Raw genomic sequence first — 24,085 nt, 5'->3', positions numbered from 1 at the left:
CGGCCGGCTAACTCAGCCCTCTGGCAGTGCCTTGGCCCCGCGAGTCGTGCATTGCCTCTTTAAAGCCGTCAGCTGACACCATAAGTGCCCCGGCCTGGCCCGTTAACGGGCTCAACTGCGGAATCGGTTCGACCTGATGGCCCCGTGCTGAGAGCTCCGCGCTCACGTTTTCGGGCACCGATTGTTCGAGCTTGAGATTCTCGCTGCTGCCAAAGAAACTTCGTCCCAGCAGGAATCGGGGTGCCACGAGCGCGCTATCAATCGAGCGATGGTAGTCGATAAGTTGAGTGGCGAGAACCATCTGCGTCTGAGGCTGGCCGTCGCCGCCCTGGCTGCCGAAGTACCATTGGGTGCCATCGTCTGCGAGATAGCACGACGGGTTCAGCGTGTGAGCCGGAATTTTGCCCGGCGCCCAGCCGTTGGGATGCCGGGCCTCAGCGCGAAAGCTGGCCGCGCGGTTTGACCAGAGCACGCCGGTATTACCGACCATGCAGCCAGAACCAAAATCGTGAAACAGGCTTTGCATCAGGCAGGCGGTGCGCCCTTGCCGATCCGAGGCAGCCATCCAGATAGTGTCTGCGGGCTGCCCCTGCTCTTGCCAGGGGGCTGCCCGCCCCATCTTAATTTTCGCAAAGGTTTTCCGGGCTGCGGCGTCGGACAAGTGATCCTGCAACGGAAGAGGAAAGTAGGCGGGGTCAGCGAGTTCCCGGTTGCGAATGGCCAGTTGGTGTTTGATGGCTTCGATCAGGCAGTGGAAGTAATTGGCACCACCGTTCTCAAGCTTGGAGAGTGGCATCTGGTTCAATGCTGCGAGCGCCCTGAGCGTATAGATACCCTGGGTTGGCGGTGGAAAATTGTAGAGGAAGCCGTTCCGGTATCGTACCCGCAGCGGCTCACCAATGCTGGCCTGGGTATGGGCAAGGTCTTGAGCCGTGAGGCCGCTGCCCATCTCGTGGAAGCCTCTAGCAAGCTCCTGCGCAATCTCACCCTGATAGAAGTCGTCGATACCTGCCCGCGCGAGCTGCTCCAGGGTATTGCCAAGTTCCTGTTGATGCAGCGTGCTCCCCTCGGGACGTAACTTGCCGTTGAGGTCACAGCACAGCCGTTGGAGATCCGGTAGCTGCGCGATCAGAGCCTCTCGCTGTCGCTGCCAGAAGGCCTGGGACTGGGACACTGGCGTGCCTTTGCGTGCCTGCTCAATGGCGGGAGCCAGCAGTGTGGGCCATTCCAGCCTGGAGCCCCACTGGTCCCTACTGATCGATTTCGCCCGCTGCCACGCGCGCAAAGCGCCGGCGGTGGTCGCTGCTGAGGCCGGTCCCCGTTCGCTGATTTTTCCACCGTCAGGCAGGACCTGGCCGGCCTGGCCCAGCCCCATGATCACCTTGATGCCGTGGCCGTCGTTGATCATGAGCAAGGCATCACCGCCGATGCCGGTCATGTGGGGATAGCTTACGGCCAGGGACGCGCTGGCGGCCAGCACAGCATCAATAGCGGTGCCTCCGTCCTGGAGAATGTCGAGACCGGTATCGGTTGCGGGAGCGTGTGGCGTACAAATGACGCCATTAGGGGAGCTCGCCTTCATCGATCCGCTTTCCGGTATACCGGTTCATCAACGTTTGCCGCCGTCGGACGATGCTGATGTTCAGCAATGAACTCGGCCGACATGGCGCTGACAGTCTGGACATGGGCGCGCATCAGCCTGGCAACCCCGTCTGCGTCACCCGCGAGAATTGCGCGCACGATGGCGTCGTGTTCCTCCCAGGATTTGCTCAATCGGTTGTTGAGCCGGAACTGGGCTCGCCGGAACGGGGCCAGGCGGGTGCGGGTGGTTTCGGCCAACTGCTGTAGTTGAGGGCTGCGCGCGGCTTCAAAGATCAGGGTGTGGAAGGTGTGATTAAACCGATTGTACTGGTCCGACGTGCCGTCCCGCACCAGGTGTATGGACTCGTTATGCAGGTGCTCCAAAGCTTCACGCTGGCGGCTGTTCATCCGCAGCGCGGCGAGCCTGGCCAATGATGCCTCAAGCTCGGCCATGGCCTCGTACAGGTCGGTCAGTGACTCTGGCGACAGGGTTGCAACCACCACGCCCCGGTTGGGGCGGTGAGTGACCAGGCCCATGGCTGCCAGATGTCCGAACGTTTCGCGGATGGGTGTCCTTGAAACGCCAAAGCGCTCGGCCATGGCCTGGGCATCCAACTTGGTGCCGGGCATTAGCTGGCCGCTGACAATGTCGTCGGCCAGGGTTTGAACTATGGAATCGACCACCGTGCCTTTGCGCAGACTCACGGCTTCGTTGTCTTTCATAATGCTCCGTCCTGGAGTTCAGTATTTCCTGTTATCGAAGCATCCGCCGCCGGTGGATGTGGAATGGCGGCTAGCAGGCTGCGGGTGTAGTCGGTTTTTGGCGTGTCCATGATCTCGTGGGCATGCCCCTGCTCAACGATCTCGCCGTGTTGCATGACAATAATTCGATCGCACAGTAGCCGGACTACGTTGAGATCATGGCTGATAAACAGGTAGCTCATGCCCAACCTGTGTTTGAGATCTTCCAGCAGATTCAGGACAACAGCCTGTACTGAGACGTCGAGCGCTGCCGTGGGCTCGTCCAGGATCAACAGTTCCGGTTCCATGGCGACGGCCCGGGCAATACCCACCCGGGCTTTTTGTCCGCCTGAGAGCTGGTGTGGAAAACGGTTCAGCAATTCAACCGGCAGCCCCACGAGGGAAGCCAGCTCCAGAACCCGGGCCTGTCGATCAGCGGCGGGCATGTCTGGGGAAAGGCGGAGCAGTGGATCGACAATGGAACGCTCGGCGCTCCAGCGCGGGTTCAGGCTGTCGGTGGGGTCCTGGAATACCATCTGCAATTTGCCGCGCAGGGCGTGGCGGGCGAACTGCTTGGCTGGTATGGCGGCAATGTCCTGGCCAAGAAACTCGATGGAGCCCTCTGTAGTGTCCAGCAGGCGCATGATCATGGACGATGTCGTGGACTTGCCGCAGCCACTTTCGCCCACTAATCCGAGGCTTTCACCTTTGCGGATGTCAAAGGACAGGTCTCGCACAGCGACGTGATGATGACCGCTGCCGGGCTTGCCGAACTCTTTTTTTAACGACTTCACCGACAACAGGGCAGCTCCGGGTTCGGTCGACGCCGGCAGAGCCAGGGCCTGGGCCTGCTGTTCCGGGGTGAGCAGATCCCGCACGTAGGAGTCGCGATGGGGAGTGGCGTTCAGAAGTTGCTTTGTGTAGGCCTTTTGCGGGCTATTGAACAGGGCTTCCGACGTGTTCTGTTCAACCACGTGTCCCTTTTCCATCACCAGCAGCCGGTCGCAATAGGCGGCCGCCAACCCCAGGTCATGAGTGATCAGAATCGTGGACATGTTGAACTTGGCAGTCAGCTCGGTAATCAGATCCATGACCGCTTTCTGGGTGGTGACATCCAGCCCTGTGGTGGGCTCGTCGGCAATCAGCAATTGAGGTTTGCAGGCCAGGGCCATGGCAATGACAACCCGTTGGCACATGCCGCCGGATAGCTCGAACGGGTAGGCTTCATAGCGTTTTTCGGCATCCTTGATTTTTACGGCAAGGAGCATCTCGATGGCTTTGGCGCGACCAGTGGCCCGGGTTGCCTGGTTGTGTTGAACCAGTACATCGGCGATTTGCTGGCCGACTTTCCGAATCGGGTTCAACGCTGCCCGCGGGTTCTGGAAAATCATCGAGATTTCCCGGCCACGTATGTCCCGCATGTCCCGTTCCGAGATCTTATGCATCGACATACCGCCGTAGGAGATTTTCCCGCCGGCGATTTTGCCAGCACGATCCAGAATGTTCATCACCGCATAAGACGTTACCGATTTGCCCGATCCGGATTCGCCCACGATTCCGAGGGTCTCACCCTTGGCGACGGACAGGGAGATGGAATCGATGGCCCGAACGGTGCCTCGACGGGTGGCAAAATCGACGCTCAGGCGCTGGATATCAAGTAAAGGGGGAGTCATGGTGGTTCCTCAACAATGTCCTGAAGGTTTGCCTTAAGTGCGACGCTGCGGATCGACCAGGTCTCGGAGGCCATCACCGATGAGGTTGAAGGTGAACACCGCCAACATCAGTGCCATGCCTGGGAACACCACAAGCCACCATTCACCGGAAATAATGAAGTTGGCGCCCTCAGCGACCAGAATGCCCCACTCCGGCATGGGTGGTTGTACGCCCAGACCAATGAACGACAGCCCCGCGGCATTCAGGATGGCCCAGCCCATGTTGAGGGAAATCTGCACCATCATCGGCGGCAGGGTATTCGGGAAAATATGCCCAAACAGCACTCGCAGTTCGGAGTTGCCCGACAACCGCGCGGCCTGAACAAAGCCCGCATTTCGGCGAATGCTGACTTCGGCCCGAGCCATGCGGGCGTAGAAGGGCAGGTTGATGATGGCGGTTGCGTAGACAATGTTTTCGATGGAATTACCGGCGGCAGCCACAATCCCCATGGCCAAAACGAACAAAGGAAAGGCCATGATGGTGTCCATCAGCCGGCCGGAGATCCGGTCGGTCCAGCCGCCGAAGTAACCGGCGAAGCAACCGATGATTGAGCCGAAAACGAAGGATAATGTCACCGCGGACACAGATATCAGGAGATCCAGCCGGGTTGCCACGACCACCCGTGAAAACACGTCCCGCCCCAGATGATCGGTGCCAAACCAGTGGCTGACGCCGGGGGGCTGAAGCGCGGGGCCTACGCCGGTAGCAACCGGGTCGAACGGCACCAGGTAAGGGCCGAAGATCGCAACCGCAATGAGGCCAAAAAACAAGCCAAACGAGATCCCGGTTAGCGGATTCTCAGCCATGATGTAGCGCAGGTGATGCCAGTAACCCTCGCGGGTTTGAGCGCGCGGGGCGGTGGACGGAGTGATTGCCAGATTGCTCATATTAGCTGTCCTCGCCAACGCGGGGGTCGATCAGTGTGTAGGTCACGTCGATAAGCAGATTGAGCGCCACGAACAACAGCGCCATGGAAAGCACGAAACCCTGAACGGCGGCGTAATCTGAAACCACCAGTGCCTCAACTGCGAACGAACCAATACCCGGCCAGGCGAACACTTTCTCAACCAGCACATTGGCGCCAAGTACGAAGGAGAACACCATGCCCAGAGTGGTGATAACCGGCAGCAAGGCATTTCGGAACGCGTAGGTGATCAGCACCCGGCGACGACTCAGACCGGCGGCGCGCGCGGTACGGACATAATCGCTGGCCAGGGTTTGCAGCATGGCTGCCCGGGTCATGCGGGCGATGGGGGCCAGGGTGAACAACGCCAGGGTAATCAGGGGCAGCGCCATCTGCGCCAGGGATGCCTTAAACAGGGCCCAGTCACCGGCAATCAGCGAATCGATAGTGTAGAAACCGGTGATTGATTCCGGCGGCAAAAACATCATGTCGAGCCGGCCCATAGGTGGCGGTGCCCAGCCCAGCAAATAGTAAAAGACGTACAGCAGCGCCAGACCGGTAAAGAAGGTCGGCAGGGAGACGCCCGCAGTTACCAGGAAGCGACACAGGTGATCCACCCAGGAGTTCGGCCGGGTTGCGGCCAGAACGCCCAGGGGAACGGCGATGGTAAGGGCAAGGAGCAGCGCGCCCAGGGTCAACTCCAGCGACGCCGGAAGCCGCTTGGCCAGTTCCTGGGTTACCGTCTGGCCGGTCGAGATGGCGACTCCGAGGTCGCCTTGCAGCAGATCACCAACGTAGGTGACGAACTGGATCGGCAGGGGCTGATCCAGACCGAGATTTTCCCGCACCTGCTCAATTGACGCCTCATCGGCCATATCTCCAGCGAAATAGGCGGCCGGATCTCCGGGCAGGGCCCGGGTCAGGATAAAGCACACGACCAGGATGCCGAAGACCGTGGGTACGGCCTGCAGCAGTCGGGTAAGAACCCGTTTGGATTTGACGCCCAGAGACACGGTGAACTCCTTGTTTAGTGGATCAGGCAGGCTTCAGCGGACGGATATCCATCTGACGGTGGAACCAGTATTCGTAGCCCTCCACACCCTCCTTGAATGCCACGTTCAGGGTTGGCTGCCACAGCGGAATGCGGGGGATGTCATCGAAGGCGATTTCGATCATCCGCGTGACATTCGGGGCGTAATCCGGGTGGGATATGGCCATGTCGAGCGTATCGTCGATCAGCTTGGCCATCTCGGGGTTGTCGTAATTGTAGGAGTTGAACAGGTTGCCCTTGATGTAGGCCCAGAAGAAGTAATAGTCCGGTGTGTTCAGCCAGCCACCGAAGTTCTCGAGGTGCAGGGGCAGCTTCTTTTCCACCAGGGCAATGGTGCGCCAGTTGGCGCCCGGAATTTTCTCAATGCTGGCCTTGATGCCAATCTCCGCCAGACCTTGCTGGATCAGCAGGGCTGTAGGCTCGGCCCAGTCGGCCACCGACAGGTTGAATGACAGGGGTACTTCGAAGCCGTCCTTGTAGGCCGTTTGCGCCATAAGGGCCCGCGCCTTCTCCAGATTTTGTTCGTAAGGCGATTTCTGCGGCCAGGCAATGCTGGTGACCTGATCTGCGCCACCCCACATGGGAACACCCTGGCCATAGGCGGCCTGTTCGAAGATCTTTTCATAGGGAATGGACCAGGCCACGGCCTGGCGAACCCGCTTGTCCTTGAATGGCTCAAAGTCGAGGTTGGTACAAAGCGAATATATGCAGTTCTCGATCGGCGTGCTGACAACCTTTACCCCCTGCTTCTCAGCGAGCTCCTTGGCGTCTTTGTTGGGAATGTTTTGGGATGCCGAGACACTGCCACGCTCGATCAATGCCCTTCGGGTCGACTGCGCCGGCACCTCTCGCAGCATGACACGCTGGTAGCCAGGGAGCGGACCACAGGCCCAGTTGTCATTGCGTTCGTAAACCAGCTGCTCGCCAGCGTTCCACCGCATTACCTTGAAAGCGCCGGAGCCGGCGGGGTTGCGATGCAGGTATTCGGTTGCCCATGGGTCATCTGGCGTGGCGTTGGCTTTGGCGACCTCCGAGTTGATGATGATCGGGATCGGTGTGGCGAGATCGGGCAGCGCCAGTTTTGAAGGAAACGGCAACGTGATTTGGAAGGTCTGATCATCAATAGCCTTGAACTGATCCGGAGACTCAAGCCGGCCGGCTTTCATCTGGACCGTGGGGAAGCCACCGAGAGAGACCGCCCGGTCCAGTGACCATTTCACATCGTGGGCGGTCACCGGCTTGCCATCCCAGAACGTAGCGTCCTTGCGGATCTTGAAAGTCATCACGGTGCCGTCGTCGCTGATTTCCCAGGACTCGGCCAGTTCGGGTTGAACGTTGCTGAAGTCGTAACTGAATGAACCATCCGCAGTCTGCTTGGTACCGAAGCTGACCAGACGGTCGTAACAGTTGATTGCAACCTGGTAACTGGCGCGGTTGGTGCCCGAGCGGTGAATGTCCAGGCTGTTGATGGTGCCGCCAAAAACCACCACGGCGGTTTCATTGGATGCCGCCTGTGCAGCTCGGGGAAGCAGTTGGGCGAGGGGTAAAAGGCTGGCGCCAACAGAGAGAGTTGTGGCGCCCTTAAGGAAATTGCGACGGTTCATGGTGCATGCTCCATTCGGATCGAAGATGCCTGGGAAATCGCAATTGCCGGGCCAGCTTTGAAAGCTTATTTAAAAGTCCATGAAAAACATAATGTTGCGATGTCGTGGGAGTAAGTGAATGCAATGTTTTGAGTTATTCATCGATTTTGCATGCACGCTAATGGTTCGAAATTCCGTTCGTGGCACCAAGAAGAGTCTCTGTGCATGTGACAGTTTGCTCGCGATTGAGCCCAATCGATTCCGAATAAAGGGATCGACTGTTTGTGGCACGAACCCTGCTGAAGTTAAGGGTGGAATATGTCCAAACCGCGATCAGGCGCCTTAGAGGGCTGGTATCGCACTCAATCAGTGCAAACGCAGAGGAAATGTCCATGATGAACAAAGAACTGATGACGGCAAAAATCTTGGAAGCCAAAGCAACCCAAGGCGTGTCCTGGGAAAAACTGGCTTCGGCCATTGGCCTGTCCCCCGTGTTTACCACCTCGGCCTGCCTGGGCATGAACAGCCTGGCGGGAGACAAAGCCTTTGCCTTATGCGAAACCCTGGGCCTTGATAAGGAAGTCGCCGCGACCCTGCAGGTGTGCCCCAAGAAATCCTGGGACGATGCCATCCCTCAGGACCCGCTTATCTATCGCCTGTACGAAATTGTCGGTGTGTATGGCGATACCCTGAAAGAACTGATTCACGAGAAGTTCGGCGATGGCATCATGAGTGCGATTGATTTCACCATGGATGTGGAGAAAGAAGAGAATCCGAAGGGGGATCGGGTGGTTGTGACTATGAATGGGAAGTTTTTGCCTTACAAAGCCTGGTAGTTTTGGTCTCGTAGACTGGTTGGTTTGGGGGCGGGCTTGCGGGGTGGCAGGTGGAGTTTTCTTTGGGAAAATAACTCGCTGCGCTCAAACATCTTTTTCCGGCAGAAAATCCACCTACCACCCCGCGCCGAGCTGACCACACGGGTTCACGGAGGAAAGGCTTTTCGATTGTTGGTGCCAGGGATTGGCGTCTACTTCGTTAAAGTTTCAAGCCGCCCCTTCAAACCAAGCTTTTCCTTTTCTCATCCCTTTTTTCTTTTCTCTCGTCGGCCTATCGGTTGTTGCCCGCCCGCGTACCCGCCCCCAAAACCAACAGGCTACAAAGAACCCAACTCCCAAATCAGGCTCGAAGCGAACGCGCCAAAGCCCCCTGATCAAGGACAACCTCAGCCACCGTATGCAACTTCAGCAACTGCGCCTGAAGCATCGCAATGGGCCGGGTACCTTCCAGCGTGAGGGCAATGTCCAAATGCTCACCGGCACTTTCGACGGCCATACGGGCAATCTTGAAACCGCGAATCCGGACCACCTGGCAAAGGCGCTCCAGGGCCGCGGCTTCCTGAGACATGCGACAGGTCAGGGTGTAGCTCGGGGTTGAAGGCTGGTTTGCGGGCTGGGTGGAAGGGTTCATGCAACGTGCTCCCGTTGGGCGGTGGTGGTGCGCTTTTTGGTTTCGTCGATCATTTCGCGGTTGCTGGCGCCGGGTTTGACGATGGGCCAGACGTTTTCTTCACGGGCAATGGCAACGTGCAGCAGCATGGGGCCATCGTAGGCGAGGATGGTTTCGATACCGCGGCGGATCTGATCGGTGCGTTCGATGTGCAGGGCAGGGATGTCGAAGGCGCGGGCCATGGCGACGAAGTCTGGGTTGTCGTCCAGGTTAATCTGGCTTTCGCGGTTGCTGTAGAACAACTCCTGCTGCTGGCGGACCATGCCCAGGCACTGGTTGTCCAGGATGATCATCTTCAGCGGCAGGTTATAGCGGCGAATAGTGGCCAGCTCCTGGGCGTTCATCATGAACGAGCCATCGCCCGCGACATTGATAACGGTGCTGCGGCGATCAGCAAACTGGGCGCCAATGGCGGCGGGCAAGCCAAAGCCCATGGTGCCCAGGCCGCCACTGGAGAGGTGGTGGCGAGGGTGGTCGAACTGGTAATGCTGGGCCACCCACATCTGGTGTTGGCCAACATCGCAGGCGATGACAGTGTCATCCGGTGCAATACGGGACAATTGCCGCACAAAGGCGGGGCCGGTGATGGGTGCCAGAGGCTCTTCGTTGTCCGCGGCGCTGAAGCCACCGGTGGTGTTCCAGGTGCGGCATTGGGTCTGCCAGTCGCTGATCGCCAGTGGAGCCGATTTAAACTCGGTGGTCATTGCCTGGAGGATACCGTTCAAATCACCCCGCAACGCCAGATCCACCGACCGCAGTTTGTTGATCTCGGCGGCGTCGGCGTCAATGTGGATGGTCCGGGCGTTGGGGGCGAAAGTGTCCAGTTTACCGGTGGCCCGGTCATCCAGGCGGGCGCCGATGACCAGCAGCAGGTCGCATTCGTCGACGGCGCGATTAGCGGCGCGGGAGCCGTGCATGCCCAGCATGCCCAGGTGATGGGCACTGTGCTTTCCGCTGTTGCCGATACCTTTCAGGGTGACAACGCTGGGCAGGGCAGCGGTTTGGGTAAATTCGCGGAAGCTGTCTTCAGCGTGGGCCAGGCTCACACCGCCACCGCTGTAGAGCAGGGGCTTTCGGGCCGAGCGCAGCATGGTCATGGCTTCGGAAATATCGGTGGTGGCGCTGGCGGTTTTGGCAGCACTTGCGGCTTCGGGCTCACAAGAGCGCGCCGGGGCCGATGCCAGCAACACGTCCTTGGGTATATCAACCCATACTGGCCCGGGGCGTCCGCTTTGGGCGAGCTCAATAGCTTCGTCCATGATGGCGGCCAGCTCATCAGCGCTGTCCACCAGGTAACTGTGTTTGACGATGCCCAGGGTCATGCCCAGAACGTCGGTTTCCTGAAAGGCGTCGGTGCCGATCAGGCCGGAAGGCACTTGTCCGGTGATCACCAGCATCGGGATGGAATCCCGGTGAGCGTTGGCGACACCGGTGATCAGGTTGGTTGCACCCGGTCCGGAAGTGGCGATGCACACGCCCAGTTGGCCACTGGCGCGGGCATAGCCGTCGGCGGCCAGGGCACAACCCTGTTCGTGGCGACACAGCACGTGTTCGGTTCCGACATCATCCACTAGAGCATCGTAGAGCGGCATGATGCAGCCACCCGGGTAGCCGAAAACGGTGGAGATGCCGTGGCGATGGAACGCGTCGAGAATGTGCTGTGCGCCGTTCATGATCGATGTTTTCCTTTTTGTGGCGGCAAAAAAAAGCCCCCGGACCTTTCGGTGCCGGGGGCTCTTGGTGTCTTGTCAGGTTGTTGCTATCTCACCCGCTTGTCCACGCAAAAGCCCCCGGACGGTACCACGACCACCAGGATAAGCTTCACTAGGACAACCACTGCGCTGAGATTCATAAGATGAACAATCTGCTCTGAATTCGTTAATTACGTTCGGTTAGAATCTACCTCACGTTTTTAATTGGTTGCAACCGTTTCTTGTGATTTTTTTAGTGCGGGCCAACAGCTTGCCGTCTGGCCCGCACTTCGATGAACGGTTTAGCTGCGAATCCGACCCGCCAATTCCCGAGCTTGTCGCGCCATGTCGTCCAATTCTGGAACAGTGCGGAGATTTTCCTCTGCGGCCTCATTCATGCTTGCCGAGATCTCGGCCACCTCTGTCACATTGCGGTTGATGTCTTCGCTGACACTGGTCTGCTGCTCGGCCGCAGTAGCCACCTGGGTGGTAGCGTCGTTGACGCTGGCCATACGCTGGCTGATTTCACTCAGGGTGTGACGAACCGCTTCTACTGACTCGCTGCTTTCCTCGGCAACCACGCCTGAGGCCTGCATGTACTCGGTGGCATCCCGCGAAGCGGAACCAATGGTCTCAATAATCTGATCAATCTCGACGGTGGCTTCCTGGGTTTTTGCCGCCAGGTTGCGGACTTCATCCGCCACTACCGCAAAGCCACGACCGGCCTCACCCGCCCGAGCTGCTTCAATGGCAGCATTCAGGGCCAGCAGGTTGGTCTGGTCCGCAATTTCGCGAATGACCTGCATGACATCGCCGACTCGACGACCGTCGCTGGCGAGCTGGTTGACCGTTTCCGCGGAGCTGTGGATTTGGTCAGTCAGCCGCTTCATGCTCTCGACAGCCTGATTGATCTGCTGATCGGCCTGTTGGGTTTGGCCAGAGGTCTCATCCACTTGGGAGGCCACGGAAGCGGCATGGTGGGCTACGTCCTGTGCTGTTGCCGACATTTCGTTCATGGCGGTGGCGATCTGATCAATTCTTTGGTGCGCCTGGTCAGAATGAGACGATACCCGATTGGCATTATTCCGGATCAGAGTACCGGTATGTTCCAACTGCGTGGCGTTGTTCTGCATCAGGTTGCCGGTTTCCGACAAGAATGCATGCAGCAACCGGGAAGTGTCGGCGAGACGACCGAGCTCGTCCTGTCTGGTGAGGGTAGTGCGGTCGGATAGGTCACCCTTACCCAGTTTGTCGAGCTGGCCAATGAGTTGCTGGGTCGGTCGCACTACGGAGCGGATCAGAACAATGACGCAGGCAAGGGTGCCAAGAAGGATCGCGGCGAACAGCAGGCTACCGATCTGCCAGGTGCTGGATTGCACCGATTCTTTCAAATCACCGGCGTAAGACAGGCTGACGACACGAATCTGGTTCGATGCCTCTTCAACCAGTTTGGCCGGCTCGCGGTCGATACCGGCTACCGCGGCGTCGCCGGCGGAGTGTTCATAACCAGACTCCACAAAAGCCTCGAATCCTTTGCGGTAGGCGCTGCCCATACGCTGGTGCGACTTTTGGAACTGGGACATCAGCTTCTTGGCTTCCGGGTCCTTGAGCTGCGGAATCAGGTCGTCCAACTGAGACTGGATCTCCGCTTCCCGCTTCTGGAATCTGCCCCAGTATTTTTCCCGTTGGCCATCGTCGTCGCCTCGGATCAGAACGTTTTTCCACTCCTGGACCTGGGTCTTGAAAGTGGCCAGGATGTCTTGTGCTTCAAGCGCATGAACCATTTCGCTGCCGACCAGGCCGCTGTAATTGTCGCCCGTTTCGAGCGACGCCTTGAAATAGAAACCGGCCACGATCGCAATAACCAGGTTGGCGACAAATACGATGGTGAGGATGCGGTTAAGAATGCTGCGGGAGTACCAATTCATTATGTGGCCTATGCATGAGGGACGTAAAACGCTGATGCCAGCGAATGTCCCTATACACCAGCTCTTAGGACTATAATCGGCGATTATTACCGTTTCTTTAACTGCGTTGTGTAATTTTCGTCGCATTTATAGGGCAAAACGACTTAACGGTTTCTACTGAATGGTTTTTTCTGATGGTTTCATCGATCAATCCTTTGACCATTTTATATTCTGACGAGTATTTATTGGCCGTCCACAAACCGGCGGGTCTGCTGGTGCACCGAAGCCCGATTGATAAGCACGAAACGGAGTTTGCGCTGCAGTACGCGCGGGCGCTGAACGGCGGCGGCCATGTGTACCCGGTTCACCGGCTGGATCGGCCGACGTCGGGAGTGCTGGTGTTCGCGAAAGATCCGGATACCGCGCGTGCCCTCGGCCTGGCCATAATGGCCGGGGAAGTGCGCAAAACTTACCAGGCCATGGTGCGCGGTTGGCCGGCGGACTCAGGGTTTATTGATCACCCGCTAAGAGAGGAGCCGGAAGATCGGCGGCAGAAAGGCACTGAACAGCCGGTCCGGGATGCTCGCAGCCGTTACAAAACCCTGGCGACTACCGAAATTCCTGTGGCCATCGAACGGTATCCGAGTAGCCGCTACGCAGTGGTTGAGCTTTATCCGGAAACGGGCCGAAAGCATCAGCTGCGTCGGCACATGAAGCACATTAACCATCCCATCATTGGCGACGCCAATCACGGCCGCGGTCGTCATAACCGTTATTTTGCCGAACGATTCGGGCAGGGACGTTTGATGCTGGCGGCCACGCGTATCGAGTTTGCCCATCCGGTCACGGGCGAGACTGTCGTGATTGAGGCGGCGCCGGAATCCAGCTTCCAACAGGTGCTTTCGATCTTTTCGTAAGGTAGCAGGCGGGGCCAGCACGGGGTTGGTGGGCGTCGTTTGTAGTTTTATATGTTGAATTGCTTCAAATGGTAGTAATCGACGGCAAGTCCGGATTTTATCGGCCATAATGCGGCCGAAAACAAAAAAATCTGACTGGCTAATTACGGATGCCATTGTTGCGCGTACTGATCGCTCTCTTCAGCCTGCTGTTTGGCTATTCCTCGCCCGTTGTTGCAGCTGCGGATCGTCAGGCTACCTGGGATCTGCAATCCGAGCGGATTGAACTCTCGCGCTTTGTCGATTATTGGCCGGAACAGGACCTGCCCACTGGCATTGAGGCGATAACTGACCTTGACCCGCAACGTTGGACGCCAAACCAGAGCGAAAGCCTCAGTCTGGGCTATGGCAATTCGGCCTACTGGTTTCGGGTGGCGGTGAAAAACCCAACGGATGAAGCCATAATGCCGCTGATGGAAATCGCTTATCCGGTATTGGACCGAATAGAGGTTTTCATCAATCCGGAAAGCTCCAGTGCTGAGCCTTTGGTGCTCGGCGACAAGCTGCCATTCCACGCCCGGCCTATCCAGCATCGCAACTTTGTCGTTCCCCTGACCCTGGCGGCCGGCGAGCAAACCTGGGTCTATCTGCGGGTGGAAACCACCAGTTCCATGCAGGTGCCGTTGATCTTGTGGGAGCAGAACAACTTCCTTGCCGCTGAACAGGCCCGTAGCATTTTCCAGGGCTTCTACTACGGCATCATCCTGGTCATGGTGCTCTACAATCTGTTCGTGTTTATGGCAGTAAAGGAACGGAGTTTTCTGCATTACGTGGGCTATATCACGGCAATGCCCCTGTTTCTGGCCAGTCTCCATGGCGTAGCCTTTCAGTATCTCTGGCCGCAGGCAACCTGGTGGAATGACCAGGCGATCACCGTGTTCCTGAATCTGGCTTTGGTGTTCGGCGGTACTTTCAGTATTCGATTCATCAATGTCTCCCCCACCAATCACCCGTTTCTAAACCGTTGGGCTGTTGGGGTCGTCGTGGCCGCAGCTGTGCTTGCTTTTGCGGGCTTGATGGTGCCTTACAAGTATCTGATTCTGCCGACGATACTGCTTGCTTTCATCGCTTGTTCCACGATGTTGGTTTTGAGTATCGTCCGGTGGGTTCAGCAGGATCCGGCGGCGCGTTACTACACCTTTGCCTGGGTATTCATGCTGTTCGGCGGCATGGTTCTGGCCCTGAGCAAGTTCACGGTACTGCCGCGAAACCTGTTAACGGAAAACGCCACTCAGGTTGGCTCCGCACTGGGTGTTATCCTGCTGTCCATTGCCCTGGCAGATCGTCTGGAAAGGGAAAAGAAACGGGTTTTTGAAACCCAGCAACGACTGATTCGGGAAGAGCGCAAGGCCCGGATGGCCCAGGAAAAATCCCTGCAAGTTCAGCGGGAAGCCAATACCCAGCTGGAAGAACGGGTACAGCAGCGTACCCAGGACCTGGAACACCTGAATGAACAGTTGCTGGAGCTGAGTGCCACCGATGCCTTAACCCGGCTTAAGAACCGTGGCCACTTCGACCGGATTTTCCAGTCGGCTGTGGTACGGGCTTATCGGTATGAGGAGCCCTTGTCGTTGTTGGTGCTGGACATCGATCACTTCAAGAAATTCAACGATACCTACGGCCATTTGGTCGGAGACGATTGTCTGAAAATGGTGTCTCAGTGCATCCAGAAATTTATTACCAGATCACAGGACCTCGCTGCCCGCTATGGCGGTGAAGAATTCGTGGTGCTGCTGCCCGATACACCGATGAATGGCGCGCTGCGGGTAGCGGAGCGTATCCGCATGGAAATCGAAAAAACGGCCTTCCCGGTCTCCGGCGATGTCTTGCACCTGACCGTCAGTGTTGGCGTATGCAGTCTGTCTCCGACCAAGGCCGATGCCACCAAGGATATTTTCAAGTGGGCGGACCAAGCCCTGTACGAAGCCAAAGGCCAGGGCCGTAACCGGGTGGTTGCCTGGAATATGGACGGTCAGCCCATTAATCCGCTTTTCACAGGCCTTTCCAGATAATAAGCTTGCAGTTCGACAATGTAGTAAGCGAGTCAGATGGAATCTATTGAACCTTTAGTGCGCCATTTTCTGGGTATCTTTTTTCTGATGATCGGCCTGCAGTTCGGCGGGCGGGCGCTGGGGCTGTATCGGCGCATGTCCTTTTCCCACATTAACTACGGGGAAACGGGAACGGCGCCCTGGTGGCACCGGCAGATCTTCAATGTGTTCCGAACCCTGATTGTCAGTGTTTGCGTGATCCGGATCTTCGTTGATATTGATGGCTGGCTCGGGGTGTTTCCTGCGCTGTACCAGTGGCCGGTGCTGTTGGTGGGAATGCTGCTGCTGTTGGTGTCGTTTACCAGCGTGAATTACCTGCAGGCATACATGCACGAAGATTGGCGCTCCGGTATTGATCCCCGCGAGGATGGCCGCAACCTGCTCACCGAGGGACCGTTTGCCCGGTCTCGAAATCCGGTGTTCATCAGTGTGATGACCGGGCAACTGGCTTTCTTTCTGGCGTTGCCCAGTGTTTTCTCACTGATTTGCCTGATTGCGGGCGTACTGGTTATCACCCGGCAGGCAAGAGAAGAAGAAAAGGCTCTGGCCCGCCAGTTCGGCAGCCAATACGACCATTACCGGGCACGGGTGCCTCGCTGGTTCTAGGAGATCCCGCGCCCGGCCAGATTAGCTGGCTTTCTTGCGTGCGTCCTTGATGACGTCGTAGGCGTGACTGATGTCCCGTGTCCGCTCTTCTGCCATTTCCCGCATACTCTCTGGCATACCTTTACCGGCAAGCTTGTCCGGGTGGTTCTCGCTCATCAATTTGCGGTACGCCTTCTTCAGTTCATCGTCGCTGGCCGAGGGTGAAACCCCAAGGACCTTGTAGGCATCATCAATCTGTTGGCTTGAGGAACGCTGGCCGGCGCCAGTACCGGCTTGTCCGTTGTGGGCGCCTCGCAGCATAGCCTCCAGCTGGTCCACCTGGCTTTCAGGCAGGCCCAGCCCACGGGCAATGCGCACCAGCATGGCGTGCTCGTCCGGATGGATAACGCCATCGGCGGCAACCGCGGATACCTGAACCTGCAGGAACATCTGCAGGAAGGCTGGCTGACGCCCGCTCATGCGCAGGAAGTGGTTGAGTTCTGCGTCCAGATCAAAGTCCGGGGACTTGCCGCGATTGAAGGCGGCCCTGGCTTTGGCGCGCTGATTTTCGTTCAGGCGAAAACGGGCGAACATGGTCTCGGCCATCTGGATTTCATCCCGGGAGACCACGCCATCGGCCTTGCAAAGGGCGCCCATTACCGCGAAGACCGATTCGATAAAACCGGACTGGATGGAGTGGAGCTTACCGATCAACCGGCTTTTGAGTCGGTGGAACACGAACGCACCGATGGCTGCACCGACCAGAAAGCCAGCAAACTTGCCAAAGGCGTAACCAATTAAACCCCCAAATAAAGCGGCCAACAGCATCTAAACAATCCTTAATTCGGTATGGAACAGTCCATAGAATATACGGGTTTTCTTGTGCGGATTCATGAACAGGCCTTCATGCAGACCTAAGATCCGATCCGGCGCCCGCAGAGAACAAGCTAGAAACATGCTTTGGAAGTAACCCACAATGATGGGTGTGCCCGCGAAAGTGAGACGCCAGTAATGACTCAAGACCTGTTTGCCGATCTGCCTGAAGAACCCCGCACCGAGACGATTACCGAAGGCGCGCTGGTGCTGCCAGGGTTTGTGTTTGAGCGCGCGGAAGAGTTGCTACGCGGTATCCAGCAGGTCACCGACGCCGCGCCACTGCGCAAGATGCAGACGCCGGGTGGCCACACCATGTCTGCTGCCATGAGCTGTTGTGGTGACCAGGGTTGGGTAACCGATGCCACGGGATACCGGTATCAGGCTAAAGATCCGCTTTCCGGCCAGCCTTGGCCAGCCATGCCTGAAGTCTTTGTCAACGTGGCCCGAGACGCTGCCGAGGCCGCCGGTTTCTTGAACTTCCAGCCCGATGCCTGTCTGATCAACCAATACAAATCCGGTGCCAAGATGGGTTTGCATCAGGACAAGGACGAACTGGATTTCGAACAGCCGATTGTGTCGGTGTCTCTCGGATTGTCTCAGGTTTTTCAGTTCGGTGGACTGAAGCGCAATGAACGGCCGGTGAATGTGCCTCTCGCCCATGGCGACGTGGTGGTCTGGGGTGGGCCAGCACGCCTGCGTTACCACGGTGTCTTGCGGCTGAAAGCGGGCGAGCATCCACTGACGGGAGACTGCCGGTACAATCTCACGTTTCGTCGGGCCCGCTGACTGCCCCTTATTACTGCAGCCAGGAAACGGCCAACCCAGCAATAAGCGACAGAGCCATGGGGATGCCCACCAGCAGGCCGGTCTGCCGGTTGCCCAGGGCCCAGGCCAACCCCGACTTCGTCAGATTGTTGCTGGCGGCCGCAATGACGATGCCGATCACGGCGACGTCCATATCCAGTGTCTGGATCGACATTCGGGTTAGTGACAGGGTAATGGCGTCCACATCGGCGACCCCGGAGCTGGCGGCGAGCATGTAAATGCCTGAGTTGCCCAGCCACTGGGTCAGGTACTCGCCCAACACCAGAATCGCCACCAATAACAGGCCAAACACCAATGCCGATTTCAGGTCCAGCGGATTCTGGTGCAGCGGCGACTGGCTCGATTCCGGTTGCTGTGAGTGCCGTCGCCAGATCAGGAAGGCGGGGCCATAGAGCAGGGCGGTCATGGTCATAATCGGCCAGATCAAGCTGGGCAAAAGATCCCGGTTGATGACAAAGCAGTACACCAGAATCCGGGGAAACATGGTGCCGCAGGCAATCAGAATGCCGGTGGCGAACTCGGGGGTCAGTTGTGGGGTCTGGGCGCTCTGCCGCGCATAGTGCAGGGTCAGTGCAGTGGAAGAACTCAAGCCGGCGAACAGCCCGGTAAACAGGATGCCCCGCTGGGTGCCGGCGACGCGAATGGCGAAATAGCCCACGAACGAGATTGAGGCGATCAAAACCACCATCCACCAGATTTCTCGGGGGTTGAGCACGCCGCCCGGTCCCATTTCCTGGTTGGGAAGCAGTGGCAGTACCACCACGGAAATCAGTAGCAGCCTGAACGCGGCATCAAGCTCGTGGGCCTTGAGCTTGGTGAGCCAAATGTGGATGTCCTCTTTGTTGTCGAGGATGATCGCGGTAACGACGGCAGCAGCGGTCGCCATGATCGGGTCGACAGCCACGGCAATGGCACCGAAGCAGAAAGTCAGAACCATGCCAACCAGCCCGGTGATGCTGAAATCGCGAACGTGTTCCAGACGTTGGCTGTAGCCGACAATCCCCATGGCCACCACGCTTAACAACAGCGCCGGAAAGGCCCAGGGCGTAATGGCGTCAGCCAGCACAGCTGACAAGCCCCCGAGTAAACCGATCAGGGCAAAGGTGCGAATGCCGGCAATGCGTTCGCCGGATTTCTGGTCGCGGGCGCCCCAGCCGCGCTCGAGCCCTACAATGGCACCCAGCAACAAAGCGACTGCCAGATTGATAATGGTCTGATTGGATGCGACAAACTTTACAGCGACATCTTCCATGAGTGGTAACGTCTCCACCAACTCGGATTTTGAATCGGTTTTGCGGTAAGCCCCCTGAACTTAAACCTTCATCTCTGAGCATAGTTGAGCATCGGTACAGCGGGTAACCCCTACCTTACTTGTACAAGGCGAATCTGCTAAGCTTCGCGCCCTTTATTTGCAACCCCTTTGAACAAAGCTCACCGGATTACTGTGACTGCCAGTCGACCCTGACACCCGTTCCTGTTCTCTCTGTATCCACCTTCGGGAATGTGTTTTCGATTACCCCGGGTGACGGCCCGGTAGCTTTGTACCTGATTTACCAATAACGGAACTCGACATGGTTAATACCCTGAAAAACCAATGGTTATCCAACATCCGCGGGGACCTGCTCGCAGGTGTCGTGGTCGCGCTGGCGCTGATCCCGGAGGCTATCGCCTTCTCCATCATCGCCGGGGTTGATCCGAAGGTGGGGCTTTACGCGTCCTTTTGTATCGCGGTCATCATCGCGTTTGTAGGTGGTCGGCCCGGTATGATTTCGGCCGCGACGGCGGCCATGGCCGTGCTCATGGTCACGCTCGTTAAAGAGCATGGCCTCCAGTACCTGCTGGCGGCGACACTGTTAACCGGTGTGATCCAGGTGGTGGCCGGTTACCTGAAACTGGGCAGCCTGATGCGGTTTGTTTCGCGTTCGGTGGTGACTGGGTTCGTGAACGCTCTCGCCATCCTGATTTTCATGGCCCAGTTGCCGGAGCTGACTAACGTCACCTGGCACGTTTACGCCATGACTGCCGCTGGCCTTGGCATCATCTACCTGTTTCCCCTGCTGCCAGTGGTGGGCAAGATCCTGCCTTCGCCGCTCGTGTGTATCGTTGTGCTGACGGCGGTGGCCGTTTTCCTTGGATTGGACATCCGCACGGTCGGAGACATGGGCGAGCTGCCTGATACTCTGCCGATTTTCCTGTGGCCAGATGTGCCGCTGAACCTTGAAACCCTGATGATTATCCTGCCGTACTCGCTGCCGCTGGCGGTGGTGGGCCTGCTGGAATCCATGATGACCGCGACCATCGTCGACGACCTGACCGACACTGAGAGTGACCGGAACCGCGAGTGCAAGGGCCAGGGCATTGCTAACATCGGCTCCGGCCTGATTGGCGGCATGGCCGGTTGTGCCATGATCGGCCAGTCCATCATCAACGTGAAATCCGGCGGCCGTACACGTTTATCGACCCTCACCGCCGGTGTCTTTCTGCTGATCATGGTGCTGGTACTCGACAGCGTCCTGGTTCAGATCCCGATGGCCGCGCTGGTGGCGGTCATGATCATGGTGTCGATCGGTACCTTCTCCTGGGAGTCGATCAAGAATCTCAAGGAGCACCCGCTGTCCACCAACATCGTGATGCTGGTCACCGTTATTGTAGTGGTTGCCACGCACAACCTGGCGTTCGGCGTGCTGGCCGGCGTGCTGCTGGCGGCGTTGTTCTTCGCCAACAAGATTGGCCACTACATGATGGTGGACTCGTCGCTGGATGAGAAAACCGATACCCGCACCTACACCGTGGTTGGCCAGGTATTCTTCAGCTCTTCAGAAAAATTGATCCAGGCCTTTGATTTCAAGGAAGCAGTCGATAATGTGGTGATTGATCTGAGTCGGGCTCACTTCTGGGACATTACCGCCGTTGGAGCGCTCGACAAGGCCGTGATTAAATTTCGTCGTGAGGGTGCCGATGTCGAAGTGATTGGTATGAACGAAGCCAGTGCCACCATTGTTGACCGTTTTGGCGTGCACGATAAGCCGGATTCGGTTGATCAACTGATGGGGCACTGACATGAGCCAGACCACGGAATCTGGTAGCGATCGCAGTCAGACTAACAACCACAACGACCAGCAAGGCGAGGTTGAGATGTTACGAGTAGTGGCCTGTATCGATGGTTCCCGCGCTGCACCGGCGGTGTGTGATTACGCCGCCTGGGCAAGCAAGCACATGCAGAATCCGGTGACGTTGCTTCACGTTCTGGACGAAGAACGCTATCCGGCGGAGCCGGACCTGGCGGGCAACATTGGCCTGGGCAGCCGCGAACAGTTGCTGGACGAGCTGGCCGAACTGGACCGCAAACGTTCCAAGCTGGCACTCGAGCATGGCCATCATATGCTGGACGAGGCCGAGCGCCGGGTTAAAAGCGCCGGTGTGGCTGAGGTAGTCAAGCGCCAGCGCCACGGTGATCTGACCGAATCGCTGCTGTCGCTTGAGAGCCAGACACGCCTGCTGGTGATGGGCCTGCATGGTGAGAGCAGTTCTGACCGTGACATTCACATTGGCAGCCAGCTTGAGACCGTGATTCGCAGCATGCACCGGCCCATCCTGCTGGTACCGGATGAATTTACTGCGCCTCAAAGCGCCATGCTGGCCTTCGACGGCAGCGACACCGCCTTCAAGGGTGTGGAGTTGCTGGCTGGTAGCCCGGTACTGAAAGGTATGCCGCTGCACCTGGTAATGGTGGGTGCCGACACCAACGATCGTTGGGAACAGCTGAAGAAGGCCGAAAAGATGCTGGCAGGCCTGGAATCCGAGATTACCCTGGCGATTCGCGCCGGTGATGTCGAGCCCACGCTGCACGCCTATCAGGAAGAACACGACATTGATCTGCTGGTGATGGGCGCCTACGGCCACTCCCGCATTCGCCAGTTTCTGGTGGGCAGTACCACCACCACCATGCTTAAAACGGCGACAAAGCCGTTGGTGATTCTGCGTTAGTCAGCGACTTGGATTCAGTCTTGGGTGCTTGGGGCTCTGCTTTGCTAGAGTCATTTCCGGGTGGCCCTCTGGCACGGTCTGGATATACTGAGTCCGAAGAAGAAAAACACAGTGGAACAGCCCACACTTATTTTGGTTAGGAGTACGATCAGTGACCACGGTAATCAATAAGTATCTGAATGTACTTGCAAAGAACGATGGTTCTGATTTGTACCTTAGCACCGGAGCACCACCCTGCGCGAAGTTTCAGGGGACATTGAAACCGCTATCCCGGGAAGTGTTGAAGGCTGGCGAAGTAGAGGCCATTGCAAATGGCATTATGGATGATGAGCAACGGGCAATCTTCAATAACGAGCTGGAGATGAACCTGGCCGTTTCTTTACCAGGCATTGGCCGCTTTCGCGTCAACATCTTCAAACAGCGTAATGAAGTCGCCATCGTTGCCCGTAACATCAATACCGACATACCAAAATTTGACGATTTGGGGTTACCTCCCGTTCTGAAAGAACTGGTAATGAACAAGCGTGGGCTGGTGTTGTTTGTTGGAGGTACGGGTTCAGGCAAATCTACCTCTTTGGCGGCCCTGATCGACTATCGCAACAGCAATGTCGGCGGGCATATCATCACCATAGAGGACCCCGTTGAATTCGTTCACAAGCACAAGAAATCCATCATTAATCAGCGCGAGGTGGGGGTAGATACCCGAAGCTTCAAGAACGCCTTGAAGAACACCCTGCGTCAAGCTCCAGACGTTATTCTGATCGGCGAAATTCGGGATCGAGAGACCATGGAGCATGCGCTGGAATTTTCGGAAACCGGTCACTTGGCCATTTCCACCCTACATGCGAACAATGCCAACCAGGCGCTTGAGCGTATTATCAACCTGTTCCCGGATGAAAAGCGGCCGGCATTGCTGATGAGCCTGGCGCAAAATATCCGCGGCTTCGTCTCCCAGCGCCTGGTGCCAACTGCCGACGGCAAGCGTTGCGCCGCCGTTGAGGTGCTCCTGGGCACAAAAACGATACAGGAATTGATCCTTAAGAACCGGCTGCCAGAGATAAAGGAAATAATGGAGAAGTCGGAAAACCTGGGGATGCAGACATTCGATGGTGCCTTGTTCAAACTTTACGAGAACGGCCGCGTAACGCTTGACGACGCAATCGCCAATGCGGACTCTCCGAACAATTTAAGGCTACGTATCAAGTTGGTTCAAGGGGACAGCGCCCCCGCAGCGCAGGAAAAGCATAGCGAGGGCAAACCCTCACCGTCGATTGATGAGCTGACTCTGGAAGATATTGAAGAAGAGGATGATGAGGCGAGTTCGGATTCGTTCAAGTCCGGGCTCTGATAGACCACCTCTCAGGATGCGTCTTGAGAGGTGTGGCCAAAGGCTTTTACCTGGGACATAAAGTCGCTGAACCGGGTGCCCTGAATCAGTACGTGCTCCTTGAGTTGCTGCTCAGCTTCGAACTCTTTGCCTTTCTCGATAGCCTCGAAAATCCTGCGGTGCTCGCTCACCGACGTAGAAACCCGATTGCGTGTCTGTAGCTGCAGACGACGATAGGGCTTCAGGCGTTGCTTGAGCTGCCGTGCCTCGCTTGCCAAGAAGCTGTTGTGACTGGCCGCATAAATGCAGCTATGGAATTCCTCGTTTTCGTAATAGTAGTCATCCGGATCCGACATCACGTCGGGATCTTCGCAGCGGTATAGCGCCGCTCGCAGAGCTTCCAGTTCGTCCGGTTGTATCCGCCTGGCCGCAAGCCGGCCGCACATACCTTCCAGTTCCGCCATCACCTCGAACATTTCGATCAGCTGGTCGAAACCGACCTTTGCGACAAACGTGCCTTTTTTTGCCTTAACGGTAACCAGCCCGCTGACCACCAACTGTTGAATGGCCTCTCGAATGGGCGTGCGAGACACGCCGTACTTGGCGGCCAGAGCGTCATGATCAAGCTTCGCGCCTGGCAGCAGCTGGCCGTTGATAATGTCCTCTTCCAGAGCGTCTTTTAGTTTTTGTGTATTGGAGCGTTTCATAGTGGTTTCTCGGCTCAGTTTCAAAACGGACTTGGTCATACTTTAGTCAATTCCTATTGACAACAATATACAACAAGTCTAATGATGTATACAT

At 57.3% G+C, this 24,085-nt stretch carries 20 protein-coding genes; 8 read left to right on the top strand and 12 right to left on the bottom strand.

Annotated features, from left to right (window positions below; translation table 11 throughout):
- Positions 1-7 precede the first annotated feature (7 nt).
- Genes FCS96_RS12010 through FCS96_RS11985 form a run of 6 tightly spaced genes read right to left on the bottom strand, consistent with a single transcriptional unit; the run spans position 8 to position 7,594 of the window.
- The gene (locus FCS96_RS12010) at positions 8-1,582 is read right to left on the bottom strand and encodes a gamma-glutamyltransferase family protein (RefSeq protein WP_138440615.1); all 1,575 of its coding nucleotides are present in this window, start codon (positions 1,580-1,582) and stop codon (positions 8-10) included.
- Positions 1,579-2,304, bottom strand: coding sequence for a GntR family transcriptional regulator (locus FCS96_RS12005; RefSeq protein WP_138440614.1), 726 nt, complete (start codon positions 2,302-2,304; stop codon positions 1,579-1,581). The genes FCS96_RS12010 and FCS96_RS12005 overlap by 4 nt, the downstream gene beginning before the upstream one ends.
- Positions 2,301-3,995, bottom strand: coding sequence for a dipeptide ABC transporter ATP-binding protein (locus FCS96_RS12000; protein ID WP_138440613.1), 1,695 nt, complete (start codon positions 3,993-3,995; stop codon positions 2,301-2,303). The genes FCS96_RS12005 and FCS96_RS12000 overlap by 4 nt, the downstream gene beginning before the upstream one ends.
- Positions 3,996-4,028: 33 nt before the next feature.
- Complete coding sequence (locus FCS96_RS11995; RefSeq protein ID WP_138440612.1) at positions 4,029-4,922, bottom strand: ABC transporter permease; 894 nt, start codon at positions 4,920-4,922, stop codon at positions 4,029-4,031.
- A 1-nt stretch (position 4,923) separates the two neighbouring features.
- Positions 4,924-5,952, bottom strand: coding sequence for an ABC transporter permease (locus FCS96_RS11990; RefSeq protein WP_138440611.1), 1,029 nt, complete (start codon positions 5,950-5,952; stop codon positions 4,924-4,926).
- Positions 5,953-5,974: 22 nt separating this feature from the next.
- Positions 5,975-7,594 (bottom strand): ABC transporter substrate-binding protein, encoded by a 1,620-nt coding sequence (locus FCS96_RS11985; RefSeq protein ID WP_138440610.1) that lies wholly within the window; start codon positions 7,592-7,594, stop codon positions 5,975-5,977.
- Positions 7,595-7,965: 371 nt separating this feature from the next.
- Here FCS96_RS11985 and cynS point away from each other — a divergent pair, with 371 nt between their 5' ends.
- Entirely contained in the window at positions 7,966-8,409 is a 444-nt protein-coding gene (gene cynS / locus FCS96_RS11980; RefSeq protein ID WP_138440609.1) for a cyanase, read from the top strand.
- Between the two features lie 340 nt (positions 8,410-8,749).
- Here the strand turns inward: cynS and FCS96_RS11975 are convergent, their stop codons facing one another.
- The 3 genes from FCS96_RS11975 to FCS96_RS11965 form a co-directional block, all read right to left on the bottom strand.
- Positions 8,750-9,040 carry an ACT domain-containing protein gene (locus FCS96_RS11975; RefSeq protein WP_138440608.1) on the bottom strand — a complete coding sequence of 97 codons (291 nt, stop codon included), beginning with the start codon at positions 9,038-9,040 and terminating at the stop codon, positions 8,750-8,752.
- On the bottom strand, positions 9,037-10,752 hold the full coding sequence (gene ilvG, locus FCS96_RS11970) for an acetolactate synthase 2 catalytic subunit (protein ID WP_138440607.1): 1,716 nt from the start codon (positions 10,750-10,752) through the stop codon (positions 9,037-9,039). Before ilvG ends, FCS96_RS11975 begins: the two co-directional genes overlap by 4 nt.
- Positions 10,753-11,072: 320 nt before the next feature.
- Positions 11,073-12,698 (bottom strand): methyl-accepting chemotaxis protein, encoded by a 1,626-nt coding sequence (locus FCS96_RS11965; protein WP_138440606.1) that lies wholly within the window; start codon positions 12,696-12,698, stop codon positions 11,073-11,075.
- Positions 12,699-12,922: 224 nt separating this feature from the next.
- Here FCS96_RS11965 and FCS96_RS11960 point away from each other — a divergent pair, with 224 nt between their 5' ends.
- From FCS96_RS11960 to FCS96_RS11950, 3 genes are all read left to right on the top strand, one after another.
- Positions 12,923-13,594: a pseudouridine synthase gene (locus FCS96_RS11960; protein WP_266094460.1), complete on the top strand. Its 672-nt coding sequence runs from the start codon at positions 12,923-12,925 to the stop codon at positions 13,592-13,594.
- Between the two features lie 149 nt (positions 13,595-13,743).
- Positions 13,744-15,645 (top strand): sensor domain-containing diguanylate cyclase, encoded by a 1,902-nt coding sequence (locus FCS96_RS11955; RefSeq protein WP_138440604.1) that lies wholly within the window; start codon positions 13,744-13,746, stop codon positions 15,643-15,645.
- Positions 15,646-15,681: 36 nt separating this feature from the next.
- Positions 15,682-16,290 carry a methyltransferase family protein gene (locus FCS96_RS11950; protein WP_138440603.1) on the top strand — a complete coding sequence of 203 codons (609 nt, stop codon included), beginning with the start codon at positions 15,682-15,684 and terminating at the stop codon, positions 16,288-16,290.
- 21 nt (positions 16,291-16,311) lie between these two features.
- On the opposite strand, the gene djlA is transcribed toward FCS96_RS11950, so the two are convergent.
- Positions 16,312-17,097, bottom strand: coding sequence for a co-chaperone DjlA (gene djlA / locus FCS96_RS11945; protein WP_138440602.1), 786 nt, complete (start codon positions 17,095-17,097; stop codon positions 16,312-16,314).
- 183 nt (positions 17,098-17,280) lie between these two features.
- On the opposite strand from djlA, the gene alkB reads away from it, so the two are divergent.
- Positions 17,281-17,931 carry a DNA oxidative demethylase AlkB gene (gene alkB, locus FCS96_RS11940; protein WP_138440601.1) on the top strand — a complete coding sequence of 217 codons (651 nt, stop codon included), beginning with the start codon at positions 17,281-17,283 and terminating at the stop codon, positions 17,929-17,931.
- Between the two features lie 10 nt (positions 17,932-17,941).
- On the opposite strand, the gene FCS96_RS11935 is transcribed toward alkB, so the two are convergent.
- Positions 17,942-19,222: an MgtC/SapB family protein gene (locus tag FCS96_RS11935; protein WP_138440600.1), complete on the bottom strand. Its 1,281-nt coding sequence runs from the start codon at positions 19,220-19,222 to the stop codon at positions 17,942-17,944.
- A gap of 319 nt (positions 19,223-19,541) precedes the next feature.
- Between FCS96_RS11935 and FCS96_RS11930 the strand changes: the two genes are divergently transcribed.
- The 3 genes from FCS96_RS11930 to FCS96_RS11920 all read left to right on the top strand — a co-directional run bounded on the left by FCS96_RS11930 (position 19,542) and on the right by FCS96_RS11920 (position 23,305).
- Complete coding sequence (locus tag FCS96_RS11930; RefSeq protein WP_138440599.1) at positions 19,542-21,029, top strand: SulP family inorganic anion transporter; 1,488 nt, start codon at positions 19,542-19,544, stop codon at positions 21,027-21,029.
- 76 nt (positions 21,030-21,105) lie between these two features.
- The gene (locus tag FCS96_RS11925; protein WP_228264110.1) at positions 21,106-21,957 is read left to right on the top strand and encodes a universal stress protein; all 852 of its coding nucleotides are present in this window, start codon (positions 21,106-21,108) and stop codon (positions 21,955-21,957) included.
- Positions 21,958-22,108: 151 nt separating this feature from the next.
- Positions 22,109-23,305: a PilT/PilU family type 4a pilus ATPase gene (locus FCS96_RS11920; RefSeq protein ID WP_138440597.1), complete on the top strand. Its 1,197-nt coding sequence runs from the start codon at positions 22,109-22,111 to the stop codon at positions 23,303-23,305.
- 11 nt (positions 23,306-23,316) lie between these two features.
- Here the strand turns inward: FCS96_RS11920 and FCS96_RS11915 are convergent, their stop codons facing one another.
- The gene (locus FCS96_RS11915; RefSeq protein WP_228264096.1) at positions 23,317-24,030 is read right to left on the bottom strand and encodes a GntR family transcriptional regulator; all 714 of its coding nucleotides are present in this window, start codon (positions 24,028-24,030) and stop codon (positions 23,317-23,319) included.
- Positions 24,031-24,085 lie beyond the last annotated feature (55 nt).

This window comes from Marinobacter alexandrii, assembly GCF_005871205.1.
Classification (GTDB): Bacteria; Pseudomonadota; Gammaproteobacteria; order Pseudomonadales; family Oleiphilaceae; genus Marinobacter; species Marinobacter alexandrii.
This window is presented reverse-complemented; position numbering and strand designations above follow the sequence as displayed.